We start from the raw sequence: 17,996 nt of genomic DNA, 5'->3' as shown, positions 1-17,996 counted from the left end.
GATGAATAACTCCCCTGAGAAACAGAATGATGGCTTAAATAATGAAGCTGCTCAAGAACCGGTTCTTTATGAAAGGTATGATAAAAATGAACTTGTGACGAATGATATTTATTTTGAGGTAAGAGATCAGGAAGCGAAATTAAATCGTGATTCAGTCATCGAATTCAGGCAACGATTAGAATCATTTTTATTCTCCAAACGTGCGGTAGCGGTAAAATTTCATCCTATCAGATGGCGCCGTTTCCGAGATCGCTTTCGAGAGGAACAAGGTGTTGATTGGCGGGATGCAAAGTATGATACTGTTTTTTACCCTGCTTTTTTCCTTCAGGACAGTCGTTTCACCGGTGAAATATCTTTTGAATCACTTACCGATGATGAAAAAATTCAAATTGTCGTTCCCAAACGTGTAGTCTCCCCCAATCCATTTTCCCAAATATTTGGAATGAGTGACGAAGAAAGCTTAGCGATGGAAAAACGTGACCGGGAAAAACTAAACAGCGAAGAACATTTTGACAATCTTACTGCTGAACGCAGGCAATCTATATTGGAAAAACTAATTGAATCATTATATGAGGTTAACATTAAAGACAATAATGATCCCTATCAATGGCATAGATGGAGTTATGATATTTATACGTTTGATACACCTTGCAGAATCTCTTTTACAGAGGAAAGAAAAGACTTTGAATTCTTTTTTGCCTGGAAATTAGCTCTGACCGATTTATATGATATTAAACTGTTTTTAGACTGGCAGCTGAGAAATACGTTTGACGGCAATGCTTATAATTTTAAAGAATTTGTGAGTTTGCTTATAATGAAGTATGAGAAAATTATCAACAGCGAGCATATTATAAAATTGTCAAACGATTTTATAAGTACCACTCAGGATATAAACACCGAGTTATCCGTAAGTCAAGCCGTACGATTTAAGAAGGCCGGTCGGCCCCCGTTAGAGAAAATTGAAATAGTTAAGCCAAAAGAAAGAGGTAAAGGTGATAAAAAAACCATAAGTGAAAAAGAGGATGCCGGAAAGTTATTCAGTTATTTAGCACAACTAAGGTTTATATTAACCGATGACGCAACCAGTAAAGATAATATGTCAAAATCAATACAGGGATTAACAGGGTTCTCGGCTAAACAAATAGAAGATTCATTATTGTATGAAGGTATCAAACCAAAAAATTTAAAAGAGGCAAGGAAAATAGTTGAAAATATTAAAGACCTAATTATCAAGTACTTAGAAAAAGATTTGGGAGGCTAATAATATTTACAGTCCCCCACCAATAAATAAACAACCATAAATAACTGCTGTTCATTTGTAACCGAGCTCACCAAATCAACAAAAAAAGGCTCCTGAAAACAAATGCAAATCATCGTTATTTCACCACTCGAATTGGCCGAGATTATTAGAGTCAATGTCCGTGAAGCGCTTGCTGAGCAAGCCCGTCCTTCAGTTTCCACTTCCAAACCTCTCAGTATTGATGAAGCTGCCAAGTATTTGGGTATACCCAAAAATACGCTTTATCAATTAACCTCCACCCGTGAGATTCCTCACCAAAAACCGGGTAAAAGGCTGGTTTTTCTTGCTCATCAACTGGATGAATGGATAATTTCTAAAAAGAAGAAAACCCGTCAGGAAATAGAGGCAGAAGCAACAATGTATCCAATGAAAGGGAGCAGAAAATGAGCCCATCTCTCACCCCTTCCCAAAGCAGCATGATGCTGTTTTGGGAAGCAGTTCTTGATAAAGAATTGACCGCAGTCGTAATTCTACTTGAAAAGAAACAACGTCGTTTATTTGCGCTTCGAAATTTGCCTTTCGAAGAACAGTCCGAAAGTAACTACCGAACCATTAAATTCTTGGAAAGCGAACTTTCCGCATTTGTGGGTTTAGTAGCTACGTTGGAAAAACTGAGAAATACTTATCTGGAATTTACCGGTTCAGTAGCTGATCAACTTATTCGACTTACTGTGCAACGAGATTATTACCGCAAAGAACTCATGGATTTAATGGCGACAGGAGGCGTTTATCCGTCATGACATCGCTATTGGATAAATTTAAAACTTTCAACCAATATAACGAAGGGCAGGGCCCTGAGACTACACCTGTAAAAACAGCTAAACCATCTTATCTCCCACGCCTCCGGGAAGTTCAAAAGATGATTGAAGTTCGGGCATGTCAGGATATTCAGTTTGCCCGTCCCTTACTGTCTTTGGGTGAATCAGGAATTATCTATCCTAATACCATCACTGTCATCCAGGGGCAAAAGGGTTCCCACAAATCACGCCTGACGGAAAATATCGGAGCGGCTTTTCTTTGTATGAATCCTCAACTTAAATTCCTTGGCTTCACCATCACCCCGCTTATGCGCTTTCATTTGGCCTATATTGATTCCGAACGAAATCAAAAAGATCAGTTTCCTTATGCCGTTCAACGCATCAAAGAAAAAGCGGGTTTTGATAAAACAGCCCTACCATCCAATTTTGATGTCGCCAGCCTCATTGATATAGACCGGGCGGAACGATTTGAAGCAATCAGTCAATACTTGGAAGAGATGCGCCAAAATCATCCGAATGAACATATCATTGTTGTCATAGATGTCATTACCGATTGCATCGGCAGTTTCAATGATCCGAAAGAATCCATGAAACTCATTGATATGCTTAATCAGATGATTAACCTCTACAACGTATCATTCATCTGTGTCATTCACGAAAACCCTAACAGTTTCGGAGAATCAAAGGCACGCGGGCATTTGGGTACTGAACTCATTAATAAAGCATCAACCGTTATTTCAATTGGTTTTGATAAAGGCAGCAATGGAAATTCCACCGATTTAATTGTCGTGAAGTTTCTGCACACCCGCAGTATTAAAAAGCCCGAACCTCATTTTCTGCACTATTCGGAAGAAGCTAAAGGACTGGTAGTAGCAGAGGGTGACTTTATAACTGAACAGAAAAACCTGAAAGCCGAAAAAGCGGAGCTGGGAGAACTCAGGGATTGGTTAACGGAAAATCTGATGGGCGAAGTCTCCAAAGCAGAACTGGTCAATCAGCTCGCTGATTATTTCGGTTGCACCTCCAAAACCATTGACACCCGCCTCAAAGGATTAACGGAGGGTTTACATCCTTTTTTAACACGCCTTAAAAAAGGGAAAGAAGTCTATTTTCACCTGTCAGTTCCTTTTTAAAAATAACGTTGGAAATGGAAAAGCCCTATATAGGCCCTTTCCATTTCCAACGTCCAAAATCATACCGGCATGAAAACAAAAACGTCTAAATCGGCGACTCGTTCGGAGTTAGCCAACCGATACGGAGTAAGTATTGAAACGATGAAAAAATGGCTGGAGAAAATTCCCGGTTTATCATTAAATCCTACTGACAGAGTACTTACCCCTAAACAGGTAGCAGCTATTATCGAGCATTTGGGTGAACCGTGATTAATACACATTAACGCCGATTAACCTGCATTAACCCTGATTAACCCCAAAGTGGCTAATCAGGGTTAATTATTTTTGAGCCGTTCAATTAAACCATATAATATAATAACTATGAACGATTATCAAAACAACGGCAGGGCATTACAGCTGGAAGGGCTGGAAAATGCTCGTAACAAAGTTACTTTAGGATTTAAGTGTGATGGAGGTACAAAAATCCAATTGGCCCACGAAGCCTATCAAAACGGAATGACCCTGAGTGAGTACGTAGAAACGGTGGTTTCATTACGTCATCAAAAAGCGCCCTCTGCCCTGGTCCAAAAAAGTCATTATACGTTCAATGAATGGGAAAGCAAGCTTAATAATGCTCGAAAAACGGCAGAGGAACTGCAAAAACAGTTACAGTTCTACGAAGGGAATACGATCCTGAAGCACTACTTTGACCAATGTAAGGGAAAAGTCTTAACGTACCTTAATCCACAAGGTCAGCAGCAGCCCATTCTGATTTCGCAAATTTCAGACATGTTTATCGTATTAATTCACAGTTTTAACCATCAAAAGCCATGATACAGCAAACCTATTATCCGTTCAGCGGAGAGGACGCAATCATTCCTTTCCATTCCATTCCTACTTTTTCAGACCCGTCACCATCATTGGATGGCTCTGTGCATCGAGAAAAATCAGACTCTCATTGGTTTTCATGGGTACTCTTAATTATAATGTTAATTGGTTTGGCAGGGGTGGTGTATTGGTGGAGGAGTAGAACGGTAGAATATTTATAAATTTCCACTAATAAGCTTCGCAAATGTTTGCGAGGCTTATTTAGCATAAAAAACAAGATAATCATTCTTAATATGGCACTGTTTAAATGTCTCTAAAATCAAGTTTTGAATTAATGGTTTGAATTTTTATTCTTAACAAAGCTTGCTTAAAGTTTTGCTATTGGATAACCTTAATTTAGCCGTTTGATAACTTTTTCAAAGATTTTATTAATCAAGTTTATTATTTTGTAATATTTGGCATATTTTTTTGTATAAATTACAGAAATTTTTTGGGAAATTATTAAAGTTAGAGTTTATATCCTTCTTTGATATAACGCAAATCTTGTCTTTTAACCGAATACTGCTAGACAATCCGCCACTCTCAACAAGCATACATTATTTACTTCAATTACTCTGATAACTGTGAATAAATCTGACTTGAATTCAATAAGTTCTGAAGAAATTTTACATGAATTTCGCACTATTGACAGAAATACAATTTCACAATTGAGATTTCAGAATATCTTAAAAGAAGGAAAATTTCCTGAAGACAGTAACTGGTGGAAAGCTAATAAAGCTGCTACCATAGCTTCTTGGAAAAATAAATTTTCTTTTACAGAAGAAATACAAGCTCCAAATGGTTCTTTATTACAAAAAGGACTCAGAACACCACAGCTTGGTGCCATTTATTCAGCTCTGTCTCATTGGACAACTTCCAAAAGCACTGCCGTCACAGTTATGCCAACCGGAACAGGTAAGACAGAAACCATGCTATCATTACTTATTAAGCAACAGATTGACCGGTTGCTTGTAATTGTTCCTTCTGACAATCTAAGAAAACAGATAGGAAATAAGTTTATTTCGTTAGGTGAATTGAAAAAATGTGGAATTATTGATAATTCTGTTCTTCACCCAGTTGTAGGTCGTATTTTTCACAAAATAAGCACTATTCAGGAGGCCGACTTACTTTGGCAGCGCTGCCATGTAGTCGTCACAACATTGGATTCTTTAAATGCATGTTCCGTTGTAGTTAGACAACATATGGCAGAATCAGCATCTTACGTGTTTGTAGATGAGGCTCATCATAGTACGGCTCCGACCTGGCGCAATTTTCTTGATCGATGTGTTAATAGTCGTATTATGCTTTTTACGGCAACACCTTTTCGTGAAGATGGGAAACGATTGGAAGGCAAACTTATTTATACATACCCACTTGCCCTAGCTCAGAAAGAAGGCTACTTCCGACACATCGACCTATACCCTATTCGACAATTCAATCCTCTATTAGCAGACCTTGACATTGCTGCCAAAGCGGTTGAGGTACTCAATAAAGACTTGGAAAATGGGTTGAATCATATTATAATGGCTCGAGTCAATAGTATACCCAGAGCAAAAGAAGTATTGACCGCCTACGAAGCTTTTGAAAAATATAAACCGATTGTTATTCATAGTAAGTTACCTGCCGCAGAGAAAGCGGAAAAACTAAGAGCATTAACGGGTAAAGAATCACGCATTGCCATATGCGTTAACATGTTAGGTGAGGGTTTCGATTTACCGGAATTAAAAATTGCGGCCATACATGATGGCCATCAAAGTTGGCCCGTATTCCTTCAATTTATCGGGCGTTTCATTCGCAATCGAACTGACCTTGGCGATGCATCTGTAATTATTAATGAAGCTTCACAATCAGTTAGCAGTAGCATGAAAGCACTTTACAAACCGGATTCAGACTGGAACAGTATCATTCGATTCCAAAGCCAGTCAAAGATAAAGAAAGAGATAGAAGCGAAGGAATGCCATGACGGTTTTACCAGCATACCGTTTAGTTTTACTCTTGACCAGCTTTTTCCAAAAACTAGTGTAGTAATCTACCAATTACCTGTTAGTAAGACTTGGAATCCCGAAAATTGTGTAAAGGGATTTAGAGATAATGTGGAAGTTACATATTGCGTTAACTCTGATGATGATATGTTACTGATTTGCGCTAAGCATACGGCTCCTCCCGAATGGACAGAGTCAAATTCAATTCAAGATGTAATCCACGATCTTTTTGCTGTTTACTATGATAAAGAGTATAGGCTGATATTTCTGCACAGCTCTAATACCGATTCATATCATGAGAATGTAGCTAAGGCTATTGGGGCAGAGGAGTATTTAATTATTAACAACGATCAGGTGTTTCGTTGTTTCGACGGAATCTTTGAGCTTCGTTTATTCAATGTCGGTCTAAGCGAAGCTATGGGTACGCAAATTCGCTATACCATGCACGTCGGCCCTAATGTCAGAGAAGGTCTGACTGAAGTTTTAACCACTAATAAAAGTAAAGCAAACTTATTTGGAACTGGTACCAAAGATGGGAAATCTTTTAGTATTGGGGCTTCTTATAAAGGGCGTATTTGGTCTCGTTTTCAATATGACCTGACAGAATTTAAAGATTGGTGCAAGTGGGTGCAAAGTAAAGTTATAGATAATAGTATTGATACTGCGAAAATTATTAAAAATGTTTGGATGCCAGAAGTACTAACAGCTCTTCCTGAAGATATACTCCCTTTTTATGTAGATTGGCCGGAAGACTTTTATAAGTCCTTATCTGGTCATAAAAACTTATTTAGAATTGGTAAAGTATCCTATGATTGGTGTTTTGTTGGGATTCATCTGATTCAAGTTACTAAAAATGAAATCAGCTTTGTAATAACTATTGAGAATTATCGGTCAGTTTATTCTATGACAATTAAAAATAATGAGGCAATTTATGAACTTATAGAAGGAGAGGAAATAGAAATTAGACGAGGTCACAACTTCATCTCACTTAGACAGCATTTTAGAACATCCCCTGTGTTAATTCGTTATGCAGACCTTTCATATATATTAAATACAGTACGGTATTGTCCCCCCGACATTATGACCTTGCCTCAGTTTGATTTGAACAAAATTATTTCTTGGGACTGGACGGGAACTAACATAAAAAAGGAGTCTCAGAAGCTTGAGAAGCGACCTGATTCTATCCAACGGCGAGTTATTCTTGAATTGTTAAAAGACGAAGAATACAGTATTGTCTTTGACGATGACGATTCGGGTGAGGCAGCAGATATTATAGCCATAAAAGAGCATAAGGATTATTTTTCCGTTGACCTTTTTCATTTAAAGTTTTCTAAAGATGTGTATGTAGGCAGTCGTATTGATGACTTATATACGGTTTGTGGTCAATCACAGCGCAGTGGAATATGGCAGAATCCAAAAACAGAAATAATAAAACACATGCGTGACCGCGAAGTAAAACGCAAACAAATGTCGACGGTCTCACGCTTCGAACGTGGGGATATTAATACTCTATTTCATTTACAGAATCAACAACGAAACAAAGCATTCCTTTTTTCTGTGGCTGCTGTCCAACCAGGTTTATCAAAAGCAAAGATTACAGATAGTCAGCTTCTGCTTTTGGGAACGACCGAGATGTATCTGATGCAGGCTTACAAAGTACCATTTCGATTAATCGTCAGCGCTTAATTTCTATGCCCGTCATTAGCTAAATCTAACCCATTTACCTATTTTGAGGGAGGCTTACGCAAACCACAGTAAAAACCTATTTATCTCCAATCCGATGAATATATGTCTAATTAACGAAGACTTTTTTAAATCTCACTTCTCTATGTCTGTCATCTGATAAATTGCATATTCACCTATCTCCTTTATATCTATATTTGCCTTTCTCCATAAAGATACTGTATGTCCACTAAGTTTTTTACGAATAGCAGCGACCGTAACCTTTTTGATAAGTTTGTTGGTATCATTAACCACATGCCTAATCTCTATGCTTTCCAAGCGGTAGTTGGCTATTTCCGATCGTCGGGCTATTTTGCATTGCAGCCTTACCTTAAAAATATTCCCAGTGTTAAAATTTTAGTGGGTATAAATGTGGATACGCTTTTTGCCGAAGCGCAGCGCAAAGGCATGTTATATTTTGGAGATGAGAGCAAGACTAAAAATGAGTTTCTGCAATGGTTCATCCAAGACATCAAAGAAGCTAAATATTCCAAGGACGTTGAAGATGGGATATTGCAGTTTGTTAGTGACTTAATTGACGGGCGGATTGAAGTGAGGGCTTCTAATGCTCAAACTATTCATGCTAAATTTTATCTGTTTCTTCCTGAAAATCATTCTGAACATTCCGACGGGTGGGTGATTATGGGATCTTCCAACCTGACAAATGCCGGTCTTGGTGTAAAGAAATCACCCAATTACGAACTTAATATTGCCCTTAAAGACTATGACGACGTTCAATTCACGAAGGAAGAATTTGAAGAGCTTTGGAAAAAATCAACGTCGATTTTGCCCGCTGATATTCAGGCATTCAAACAGAAAACCCACATTGGGCAAACGTTTACCCCGTTTGAGCTGTATATGAAGTTTTTAATTGAGTATTTTGGGAAAAATATTGATTACGACCCCGATACGGTAGGTGATTTACCACAAAATTTTAAAAAACTCAGTTATCAAATTGAAGCTGTTAATGAAGGTTTTCAAATGCTGATGCAGCATAACGGTTTTTTTTTAGCGGATGTCGTGGGATTAGGGAAAACGGTTGTTGCAGCGATGGTAGCTAAGCGTTTTCTAAATGCAAATGGCTCTCATCAAACAAAGATATTAGTGATTTACCCACCGGCAGTTGAGAAAAATTGGAAAACGACGTTTCGTAATTTTAGGATTGACCGTCATACCAAGTTTATCAGTAATGGCCGACTGGAAAAAATCCTGAATGGTGACGGAGATTACTGGGCTAAGGAGGAATATGACCTTATCTTGGTGGATGAGGCGCATCGCTATCGAAATCATACTTCACAAATGTTTTCGTCTTTACAGCGTATTTGTAAAGCTCCGCGCACCGGTGAAGGCTTGGTACCGGGCGACCGTAAAAAGGTAGTTTTGATTTCGGCTACTCCCCTTAATAACCGGCCACAGGATTTATACTATCTGCTGCAATTATTTCAAGATGCCCGGGCAAGTACTTTGCCTGAAACTAACCTCCAGGCTTTTTTCGGCCCCAAAATTCGCGAGTATCAGGAAATTTTGATGCAGCCCAAACCAAATTTAGACCGAATCAGATCGCTATATGCCATTATTCGCGAACGTGTACTTCAACCCGTTACAGTACGCAGAACACGTAAGAATCTCGAACGTTACCCTAAATACCAGCAGGATTTAACTGAACAGGGTATTGTCTTTCCTGAAATCGCTCCTCCCCGTGCCAAGATTTATCAACTGGATGCCAAATTGAGTAAGTTGTTTGCCCGGACGATCATTTATTTAACCGAAGATGTACATTACTTTCGATACCAAGCCATACGGTTTTTGAGTAATGAAAACCAAGATAAATTTGGGTACACTCAAGCAGAATTGGTCTCTCGGTCGTTGGCAGGGATTATGAAAACGCTCATGGTGAAACGCTTGGAAAGCAGTTTTTTTGCGTTTAAAATTTCGCTGAAAAACTTGACGACTGCTACAGAGCGAATGATTGAAATGTTTGAGAATGAAAAGATTCTGATTGCACCTGATCTGCGTGTGAATGAATTGCAGGAAAAAGGAGAAAGTGTTGAACATATTGAACAACTTATTGAAGCCCTAAGCCTCAAAAATCCTCGAAACAATATTTTTGAGCCTCAGGATTTTGCAGAACGGGAAGTAAGTAAAGAAGATCCTACCCGAATTGAATTATTGGCCGGCCTTAAAAGTGATTTTAAGCTACTTTCTGAGTTAGTGACTTATTGGAATAACGTTACCGAAGATCCAAAACTGATTACATTTATTGATAATCTTAAAAATGAACTGTTCCGCCGAGACCTTAATCCAACGGGTAAATTGGTTGTTTTTACTGAAAGTACTGACACTGCCCTATATCTTTGCAAATGTCTTGAGGAAGAATTACAGGTTCCGATTTTATGCATTTCGTCAGAAAATCGAAGTAAGCAATTTGAGACAATTCTCGATAATTTTGACGCTAACCTAGACCTTCTAAAACAAAAAAATGAATATAATTTTATCATTACCACCGATGTACTGGCTGAAGGGGTAAACCTGCATAGGGCTAACGTGATTGTAAATTATGATACGCCCTGGAATGCCACAAGGTTAATGCAGCGCATTGGACGGGTAAATCGCATCGGAAGTGTGGCCGGGACAATTTTCAATTACAATTTTTATCCATCACAGCATGGCGATGAGGAAATCAATTTATATAATAAGGCCCTCGTAAAACTGCAAGGCTTTCACTCGGCATTTGGAGAAGACGCTCAGATTTTTACCCATGAAGAACTTGTTGAACAATTTAAGCTTTTTCAGGAAGATCTTCCGGATGACGAAGATTTACGACTTAAATACCTCAAAGCAGTTCGGGATTTTAAAGACACCAACCCAAGAGAATTTAAGCGTATTGAAAAAATGCCTCTCAAGGCCCGAGCCGGACGTACTGTTCCGCCGGAGGCACCTTTCAAAGAGGAAATGAAAGGAAGCAGTGTGGTATTTTTGAAATCACCCTACAAATTGGAATTTTACCGGATTGATCCCCAAAACAGAGTTAAATCACTTACTTTTTTAGAGGCAGCGCAGCATTTTGAGGCTACGACGACAGAACCGGATAAGCCATTACCGGACAGTCATTATGTGCAGGTACGGACATCTCTTGATGCCTTTGAGCGGGACTTCTTTGGGGCAAATGTTGAAACAGTCAGTAGCTCGGATAAAACAGATGCTATTTCGGCCCAAGCCCGAAAGTTTTTGAGAGAGCATAAAATCACGTTCACCAAAAATAAGGAGGTGAAAGAAGCTTGTGACAATCTCATACGTTTGATTGAGAAGGGCGTGCATACGCCATTGCCTAATGAAGTACGCCAACTTAACCGTAAACTCACGAAACGGGAAATAACTTTGGCGCAAGCAGATAACCTATTGTTAATGATGGCAAAGAAGTACAACGTAGTGGTTACGGAGGAGGAAGAGTGGAAAAATCCCGAATCAAATGTATTACCTGTTGTTATCGAACCTGATATTGTAATTTCACAAACGTTTATCGGGTAAAAATATAATTCTAATCGGTTAGTGAATAAGTGTGCAACGATGTGTTGCATGCGTTCACCTAATATCCTAAGCCTAACATTATTGAGTAATGGATAAAAAGATACTTCAAAGAGTACTTTCAAGTGCTTATAATCAGTCTGCGTGGAGACAGGTATTAACGGACGTTTTTGGTGTAAAACGTATCCTGCAAGTCTCTCAACCTATTGTGCTGCCTACCAATGAGTTAGTCGTAACTGCCTATGAAATTGGGAGTTTTGATACTGCTGACGATCGCACGGTGGGAATTTTTGAGGTACAACTTTTGCCAAATGTAAAACTCGAACGTAATCGTGTTGGCCTGCGTGAGTTGCTGCGAAAGATCATAAGCGACCAAATTGATGCAGCACTGATTGTATTTGTGCCTCAGCATCAGCTGGCTAAATGGCGTTTTTCGTTTGTATCGGACATACGAATTCTTAACCCAAATACAGAAGAAATCGAACGGAAAACAACCGACCGAAAGCGCTATACCTATTTGTTGGGCGAAGGTGAATCATGCCGTACGGCGGCCGGACGCTTTATGACGCTCCAAAATAAGCCGTTTACTCTGCAAGACTTATACGATGCCTTCAATGTTGAGAAACTGACTAAAGAATTTTTTGAGGGATATAAAAAACGTTATGAAATTCTTTGGCATTTTATCAGGGAGAACCCTAAGTATCGGGAGGTACTGATTGATAAAGAACAGGAAAGCGAATCTAAAGAGGAAAAGCCCATTCGCGATTTCTCCAAGAAACTCTTAGGACGAATTGTATTCCTGTATTTTTTGCAAAAAAAAGGTTGGTTAGGGGTGCCTGCCGAAAGCCTAGACTGGAAAGACGGAGACCCCGATTTTATTAAGAACTTCTTTTTGAATTCCACCGATAAGACCCGATTTTATTCTTTAGGTTTAGTTGAACTGTTTTTCAGGACGCTCAACCAGATAAGAGAGAACGACATTTTTAAACTGACGGGTACTAAAGTCCCTTATCTGAACGGAGGGTTGTTTGACAATGACGCTCCCCAAACAGACTATTTTGATTTTCCGGAGAGCTACTTTCAGGACCTGTTTGATTTTTTTGACCAATACAACTTTACAATTGACGAAAACAACCCCGACGAAGCCGAAGTGGGGATTGACCCCGAAATGTTGGGGCATATTTTTGAAAACCTGCTTGAAGAAAACCGTGAAAAAGGAACGTTTTATACGCCAAAAGAAATTGTGCAGTACATGTGCCAGGAAGCATTGCTTCAATACCTTAAACCTCAGTTTCCGGAAGAGGCTGACATTGAGCGATTCGTTAGAGATAAAGAATTGTCTCTTTACTTAAAAGGTAGAGAAAACGCCCAAAAGCTAAATGTTGCTTTGGATAAAATACGAATATGCGACCCGGCCATCGGTTCGGGGGCGTTTCCAATCGGGGTTTTGCAGGAGATTTTTCAAGCAAAAAGATTTATTTTTCCATATATCAATGTAAATACATTTGATGCCGCAGAAATAAAACTGCGCATCATTGAGAATTCGATCTATGGTATAGATTTGGATAAAGGGGCCGTAGATATTGCCCGTTTGCGTTTTTGGCTGGCCTTGGTTGTGGACGAAGATACTCCACGCCCTTTGCCTAATCTTGATTATAAAATCATGCAAGGGGATAGTCTGTTTGATACCTTTGAAGGAGTAGACCTTAGTAAAATCGGTACCGATGATGACGACGAAGTGGTACTGGAAGAGAAAAATCAGTTAGAATTATTTGGCGGAGCCAAACAAACCCTGTTGGTTTTTGATAAAGCCGCGCGAGGTGACCTTACAAAATTAATCCACGATTATTTCGACCCAAAAAAGAATAGTTTGACAAAGGCTGCAATACGTAGAAAAATTGATGAAAAAATCAACAAAAAGATACACACCAGTTTTGAGCGTGAAAAATTGGACCTGAAAGTAAAAATACAAAAGCAGGAAAAACTATGGAAAGACCAAGGAATTTGGGGAAAGCTCAACGAAAAATCGAAAGAATACAAGAATTATAAACTTCTGCTTGAACTTTTTGAGAGTTTTGACCAACGAGAGCAACGCCTTCTTGAATTACAAAAGAAACCTAATGAAAAGCCGTATTTTTTGTGGCGACTGTATTTTAAAGAAGTCTTTGAGCAAGGCGGATTTGATATAGTCATTGGTAATCCACCCTATTTTTCTGTAAGCAAACAAACTCAACTTAAACCGTTAGCGGGTAAGTATAAAACCTTTGAAGCTACCGGTGATATTTATTCACTATTTTATGAAAGAGGGCATCAATTGCTTCGACCCGGAGGAGTATTAGTGTACATTACTGGTAGCTCATGGTTACGTTCCAGTTACGGCATGTCACTCCGTAAGTTTTTCCGTGAACAAACTAACCCAATCAAACTGATTGATCTATCCGATTGTCAGATTTTTGAATCAGCTACGGTTCGGACGACTATTATGGCTTATCGAAAGGCCAAAAATAATAATCAATTGCAAGCTTTACGCCTGACTCGGAAAATGCAATACGCTGTAAAGCAACTTCACCCTTATTTTCTAAAGAATCACATCCAACTTACTTCGCAACCTGATAACGCTTGGGTAATACTTGACCGCGTGCACTATGACCTCAAGCAACATATAGAAGCACAAGGTAAAAGAATAAAAGAATGGGAAATTGTGATTAATAGAGGTGTGCTAACAGGTTTTAATGATGCATTTGTAATAGGAAGTAAGGCTAAAAAAAATGCTATTTTAGAAAGGGACGAAACAAGTAAAAATATCATTAAGCCACTATTAAGAGGTAGAGATGTTGAGAGATATAGCTTTGAATTTAAAGAACAATGGCTTATAGGAACTTTTCCAACACTTAAACTTGATATTGAAAAATTTCCAGCTGTAAAAGAGCATTTGTTGGATTTTGGAAAACAAAGGTTAGAACAAATTGGAGAATTAGGTAGTCGTAAAAAAACCGGAAATAAATGGTTTGAAACTCAAGATAATATTGCCTATTGGTATGAATTTGAAAAACCAAAAATTATTTATCCTAATATAGTCAAAGATATATCCTTTTCCTATGATGATAAAGGGTTTTATTTGAATGATAAATGTTTTATAATGACTGGTGAAAAACTAAAATACCTATTGGGAGTATTAAATTCCAAATTGTTCAGATTTGCTTTCGAAGAGAATTTTCCCGAACTACAAGGTAATGCGCGTGAAGTAAAATCTTTCGTAATGAATGAAATACCTATCAAATTCCCTTCTCAAAGGGAAGAGAAGAATATTGCTATTATCGCAGATTATTTGCTATATCTATATCATTCAGAGTCCCCAAGAGTCAATCTCTACGCAGATAATAACCAAGTAGCTAGTTTCTTTGAAGATATAATAAATCACTTGGTATGTGAATTGTATTTTGGAGAGGAAATGAAAGAAAGAAATGTAGCGATGAATAGTATTTTAGAAATAATTCCTATCGAAAGCTTAAGCCAAACAGAACAGCAACAGATAATTGAACAAGTATATAAAAAACTACAAACACCAGGTAGCTCTGTACGTAAGTGTATTGCTATGGTAAATATCAAATTACCTGAAACTGTAGGACAAATTCTAAGCCGAACCGTTTAAAACCATGAAGCCCATCCAAACCCTACATATTAATTATTTTAAGTTCTTTGCTGATAATGCATCTATCAATGTCGATGGTAAGCATTTGCTGATTTATGGAGAAAATGGCAGTGGAAAAAGCTCTATATATTGGGCACTTTATACACTGCTTGAAGCTGTTTATAAAGATGATATTGACTTAAATAAGTATTTTATTAAATCCAATGATAATAGTTTATTAAACCTACATACGTCTAACCCAAATGATTCTTTTGTGAGGTTGGAACTTGAAAACGGCAAGAATTATCAAATAGGTTTGAATAATTTTACTATTCGAGATGATAATAAAGAAGCTGCGGAAGCAACTTCTCGTGGTTCCGATTTCATTAATTATCGATTTATGTTCCGATTAATAGACTTTCGTCACCGAGAAGAGATAGATTTGTTTTCGCTTTTTGAAAAGGATGTCTTTCCTTATATTAAAACACGAAATGTATTTAAACTTATTCATGAAGCAAATGAGAGTAGTGATTTCAATGAAATATGGAATGATCTGAAAAAAGGAAGAAATAAGGAAGATGAAAAAGGGTTTATAATTGTTAACGTCGAAATTAACCAAAGAGAATATTCCAATAAGCTTAGAGGCTTTATTCAAGAATTAAATAGTATTTTAACAGATGTAAATGTCTCTGGGAACGAGATATTACGAACGGAATTAGGGTATTTTGATATACGGTTTGAGTTGAAATGTATCCAAGAGTTTAAAAAATTTGGAGGCGGAGGAGAATTGTCTGATAAAGAAAGTGATATTCCAGATGGTAGCCCAAAAATTACACTCAGTATACCCGAATATCAAGGATTATCTAATGCTATAAAGAAACCTCATTCATTTCTTAATGAAGCAAAATTAACGGCCATTGGTATCGCTATTCGTTTTGCAATTCTAAACTATAGAAACGATTATGTCGATGGAGCCGATTTTCAGTTATTGGTACTGGATGATTTACTGATAAGTTTGGATATGAGCAATCGCCGTAAAGTACTGGACTTGCTGCTGAATAGGTATACTCAAAACTATCAATTAATAGTTTTAACGCATGATAAGTCATTTTATCATTATGCAGCTAAGAAGATAAAGGTTGAATATGGAGTAGAATCAGATTGGGAAATAATTGAAATGTATGAGGATGATTTAAGTACTCCATCAAAACCATATATAGCCAAAAAATCAAATCAATTAACTAGAGCAGAAGATTTTTTTAAAGAACACGATTACCCTGCCTGTGGGTTTTATTTAAGGAAGGAATGTGAAAGTATATTAGATGATATTCTGCCTGATAAGTTTAAATTTAATGTAACGGCAGGTAACGCAACAATCCCTAAAAATCTTAATGATAAAATAAATAGTTTACAAGAGTTTTGTCAATACGAAGGTATTGATTACAGCCCTTTTAAAGAACTAAAAATATACAAAGACATAATTTTAAATACCTTAGCTCATAATGATATGAATAGCCCTATTTATCGTCAGGAACTGAAAAGTATTTTGAAGATTGTTAGTAATCTTTCAAATATCAAACGTGGGCAAATTATTTTAAAAACTGGAAAGGATTTTTTTTTAGAACTAAAAAATAATGAAACTGAGGATTTTGTAAAATTAAGCATTCGTACAAGAGAATCATTTGTTTTAGTTCAGGAAGAAGGGAAACCTATAAGGCTTTCAAATTTTGGAAAGTGCGAGTTAAGACAAATAGATACTGGTACTGGCTGGAATGAGCAAGTACAAGGCTACGATGATATAAAGCAAATAATTGATCTCTATAAAGATCAATTAGGTATAACTCAAAACTATGATTTATTAGACACTCTAATTTATCGAGGACACCCATTAAGAGATAAACTAAATAATTAATGTTTAATAGTTAAGTAATCACGCAAAATTAAGCTTGATATTAATTGGGGTATTTTTTATAATAAGCTCTGTAAAGTTGATGGTATATGTCGAGCCATACTCCTTAAAAATACAAAGAATGACTTTTTTTAACTTTGACCAGCTTTTATAATGTGTTTTATTGAGCCATCTGTATTTGCAGAAGCGCCACAAAATTTCAATTGGATTCAAGTGTGGGCTGTAAGTAGGTAAATAAAAAATAGACAAACCTAAATTTTCCCAGTTATCCAACTCATCTTTAACTACTTTCGCATGATGAATAGGGCCATTATCAAGTACAATGACGTAAGGTTTAGTGTGTGATTTTTGAGCAAAATCATCCAGGGAATTCTTAATAAAGGCACCATCCAGATTGGCTTCACTGTGATAAACCGTTAGCTGACCGGACAAACTCATCAGGCCAAATACATTTAAGCGATTTTTCTGTCTGCGGGCAAATCGACGTTGAGTTATTCCTTTTTTTTGCCAGGCGTAAGGTACATAGGGTTGCATCGTAAAGCCGGACTCATCGGCAAAGTAAAGCTCTATATAATCTAATAACCAAAGTGTTAGCAATAATTTCCAGCGTTCATGTTTGTCTGCATATACTATTTTATTTTGGCCTTGATGCGTACAGCGACGGATGCGTCGCCATGAGTAATGATTTTTTTTAAAAAGCGTTTGACCGTATCTGAACTCATAGAGGTATTCAATTCTTTTACTAATTCGGCCTGAATCGCTTTCACATTTTGCGAATGGGTCTCAACTGCCTTGTCTAATTGCTGAATATGACTGGCGTTAGTGACGCTCAAAATCGGGTTACGACCTTGACCTATTTTGCGATTTAGACCAACAATGCCTGCTGTTTCCCAAGCATTTATCCAATTTCCGACGGTATTATGATTGACATCCAGATGGGTAGCAATTTGTTTAATCGTTACACCTGCCTGATTCAATAAAAGAGCACGACATTTTTCTCTAAACTCCACTTTCGGATGATATTTTGCCCCTTCCCGCAAGGTAATTTGTTCAGATTCTATCAGGTCAATATGCTTTTCTTTTCGGCTCATGTCGCCAATATAATAAATCTAAACTAATTTTGCTTGATTACTTAAGGCTGACAATGTACTGATATATGATTTAACGGTGGTCAATTGTGAAGCATTAAA

Annotated in this window: 12 protein-coding genes; 10 read left to right on the top strand and 2 right to left on the bottom strand. The window is 37.5% G+C overall.

What is annotated here, in order from left to right:
• The first annotated feature begins 1 nt into the window (after position 1).
• The 10 genes from ACQY73_RS24425 (at position 2) to ACQY73_RS24380 (ending at position 16,809) form a co-directional block, all read left to right on the top strand.
• Positions 2–1,261, top strand: a complete 1,260-nt coding sequence (locus ACQY73_RS24425; RefSeq protein WP_428656011.1) for a hypothetical protein — start codon at positions 2–4, stop codon at positions 1,259–1,261.
• 102 nt (positions 1,262–1,363) lie between these two features.
• A complete protein-coding gene (locus ACQY73_RS24420) occupies positions 1,364–1,687 on the top strand; it encodes a helix-turn-helix domain-containing protein (RefSeq protein ID WP_428656008.1) in 324 nt (107 codons plus the stop codon).
• Positions 1,684–2,040: a hypothetical protein gene (locus ACQY73_RS24415; protein WP_428656007.1), complete on the top strand. Its 357-nt coding sequence runs from the start codon at positions 1,684–1,686 to the stop codon at positions 2,038–2,040. Before ACQY73_RS24420 ends, ACQY73_RS24415 begins: the two co-directional genes overlap by 4 nt.
• A complete protein-coding gene (locus tag ACQY73_RS24410) occupies positions 2,037–3,191 on the top strand; it encodes an AAA family ATPase (RefSeq protein WP_428656005.1) in 1,155 nt (384 codons plus the stop codon). Before ACQY73_RS24415 ends, ACQY73_RS24410 begins: the two co-directional genes overlap by 4 nt.
• 69 nt (positions 3,192–3,260) lie before the next feature.
• Entirely contained in the window at positions 3,261–3,440 is a 180-nt protein-coding gene (locus tag ACQY73_RS24405) for a hypothetical protein (RefSeq protein WP_428656003.1), read from the top strand.
• 111 nt (positions 3,441–3,551) lie between these two features.
• Positions 3,552–4,004, top strand: a complete 453-nt coding sequence (locus tag ACQY73_RS24400; protein WP_428656001.1) for a hypothetical protein — start codon at positions 3,552–3,554, stop codon at positions 4,002–4,004.
• A 617-nt stretch (positions 4,005–4,621) separates the two neighbouring features.
• Complete coding sequence (locus tag ACQY73_RS24395; protein ID WP_428655998.1) at positions 4,622–7,705, top strand: DEAD/DEAH box helicase; 3,084 nt, start codon at positions 4,622–4,624, stop codon at positions 7,703–7,705.
• A gap of 219 nt (positions 7,706–7,924) precedes the next feature.
• Positions 7,925–11,269, top strand: a complete 3,345-nt coding sequence (locus ACQY73_RS24390; RefSeq protein WP_428655997.1) for a helicase-related protein — start codon at positions 7,925–7,927, stop codon at positions 11,267–11,269.
• An 88-nt stretch (positions 11,270–11,357) separates the two neighbouring features.
• Positions 11,358–14,918: an Eco57I restriction-modification methylase domain-containing protein gene (locus ACQY73_RS24385; RefSeq protein WP_428655995.1), complete on the top strand. Its 3,561-nt coding sequence runs from the start codon at positions 11,358–11,360 to the stop codon at positions 14,916–14,918.
• Between the two features lie 4 nt (positions 14,919–14,922).
• Positions 14,923–16,809, top strand: a complete 1,887-nt coding sequence (locus ACQY73_RS24380; protein ID WP_428655993.1) for an AAA family ATPase — start codon at positions 14,923–14,925, stop codon at positions 16,807–16,809.
• Between the two features lie 18 nt (positions 16,810–16,827).
• On the opposite strand, the gene ACQY73_RS24375 is transcribed toward ACQY73_RS24380, so the two are convergent.
• Positions 16,828–17,472, bottom strand: coding sequence for an IS630 family transposase (locus tag ACQY73_RS24375; RefSeq protein ID WP_428668507.1), 645 nt, complete (start codon positions 17,470–17,472; stop codon positions 16,828–16,830).
• Complete coding sequence (locus ACQY73_RS24370; RefSeq protein ID WP_428654236.1) at positions 17,436–17,897, bottom strand: helix-turn-helix domain-containing protein; 462 nt, start codon at positions 17,895–17,897, stop codon at positions 17,436–17,438. Before ACQY73_RS24370 ends, ACQY73_RS24375 begins: the two co-directional genes overlap by 37 nt.
• Positions 17,898–17,996: the final 99 nt, after the last annotated feature.

It is taken from the genome of Runella sp., assembly GCF_965279615.1.
In the GTDB taxonomy this organism is placed as follows: domain Bacteria; phylum Bacteroidota; class Bacteroidia; order Cytophagales; family Spirosomataceae; genus Runella.
This window is presented reverse-complemented; position numbering and strand designations above follow the sequence as displayed.

Bases quoted from the DNA above. Each gene is read 5' to 3' on its own strand.
- ACQY73_RS24415 (WP_428656007.1), top strand. From the start codon at position 1,684: ATGAGCCCATCTCTCACCCCTTCCCAAAGCAGCATGATGCTGTTTTGG.
- ACQY73_RS24370 (WP_428654236.1), bottom strand. From the start codon at position 17,897: ATGAGCCGAAAAGAAAAGCATATTGACCTGATAGAATCTGAACAAATT.
- ACQY73_RS24425 (WP_428656011.1), top strand. From the start codon at position 2: ATGAATAACTCCCCTGAGAAACAGAATGATGGCTTAAATAATGAAGCT.
- ACQY73_RS24410 (WP_428656005.1), top strand. From the start codon at position 2,037: ATGACATCGCTATTGGATAAATTTAAAACTTTCAACCAATATAACGAA.
- ACQY73_RS24420 (WP_428656008.1), top strand. From the start codon at position 1,364: ATGCAAATCATCGTTATTTCACCACTCGAATTGGCCGAGATTATTAGA.
- ACQY73_RS24390 (WP_428655997.1), top strand. From the start codon at position 7,925: ATGTCCACTAAGTTTTTTACGAATAGCAGCGACCGTAACCTTTTTGAT.
- ACQY73_RS24405 (WP_428656003.1), top strand. From the start codon at position 3,261: ATGAAAACAAAAACGTCTAAATCGGCGACTCGTTCGGAGTTAGCCAAC.
- ACQY73_RS24400 (WP_428656001.1), top strand. From the start codon at position 3,552: ATGAACGATTATCAAAACAACGGCAGGGCATTACAGCTGGAAGGGCTG.
- ACQY73_RS24380 (WP_428655993.1), top strand. From the start codon at position 14,923: ATGAAGCCCATCCAAACCCTACATATTAATTATTTTAAGTTCTTTGCT.
- ACQY73_RS24385 (WP_428655995.1), top strand. From the start codon at position 11,358: ATGGATAAAAAGATACTTCAAAGAGTACTTTCAAGTGCTTATAATCAG.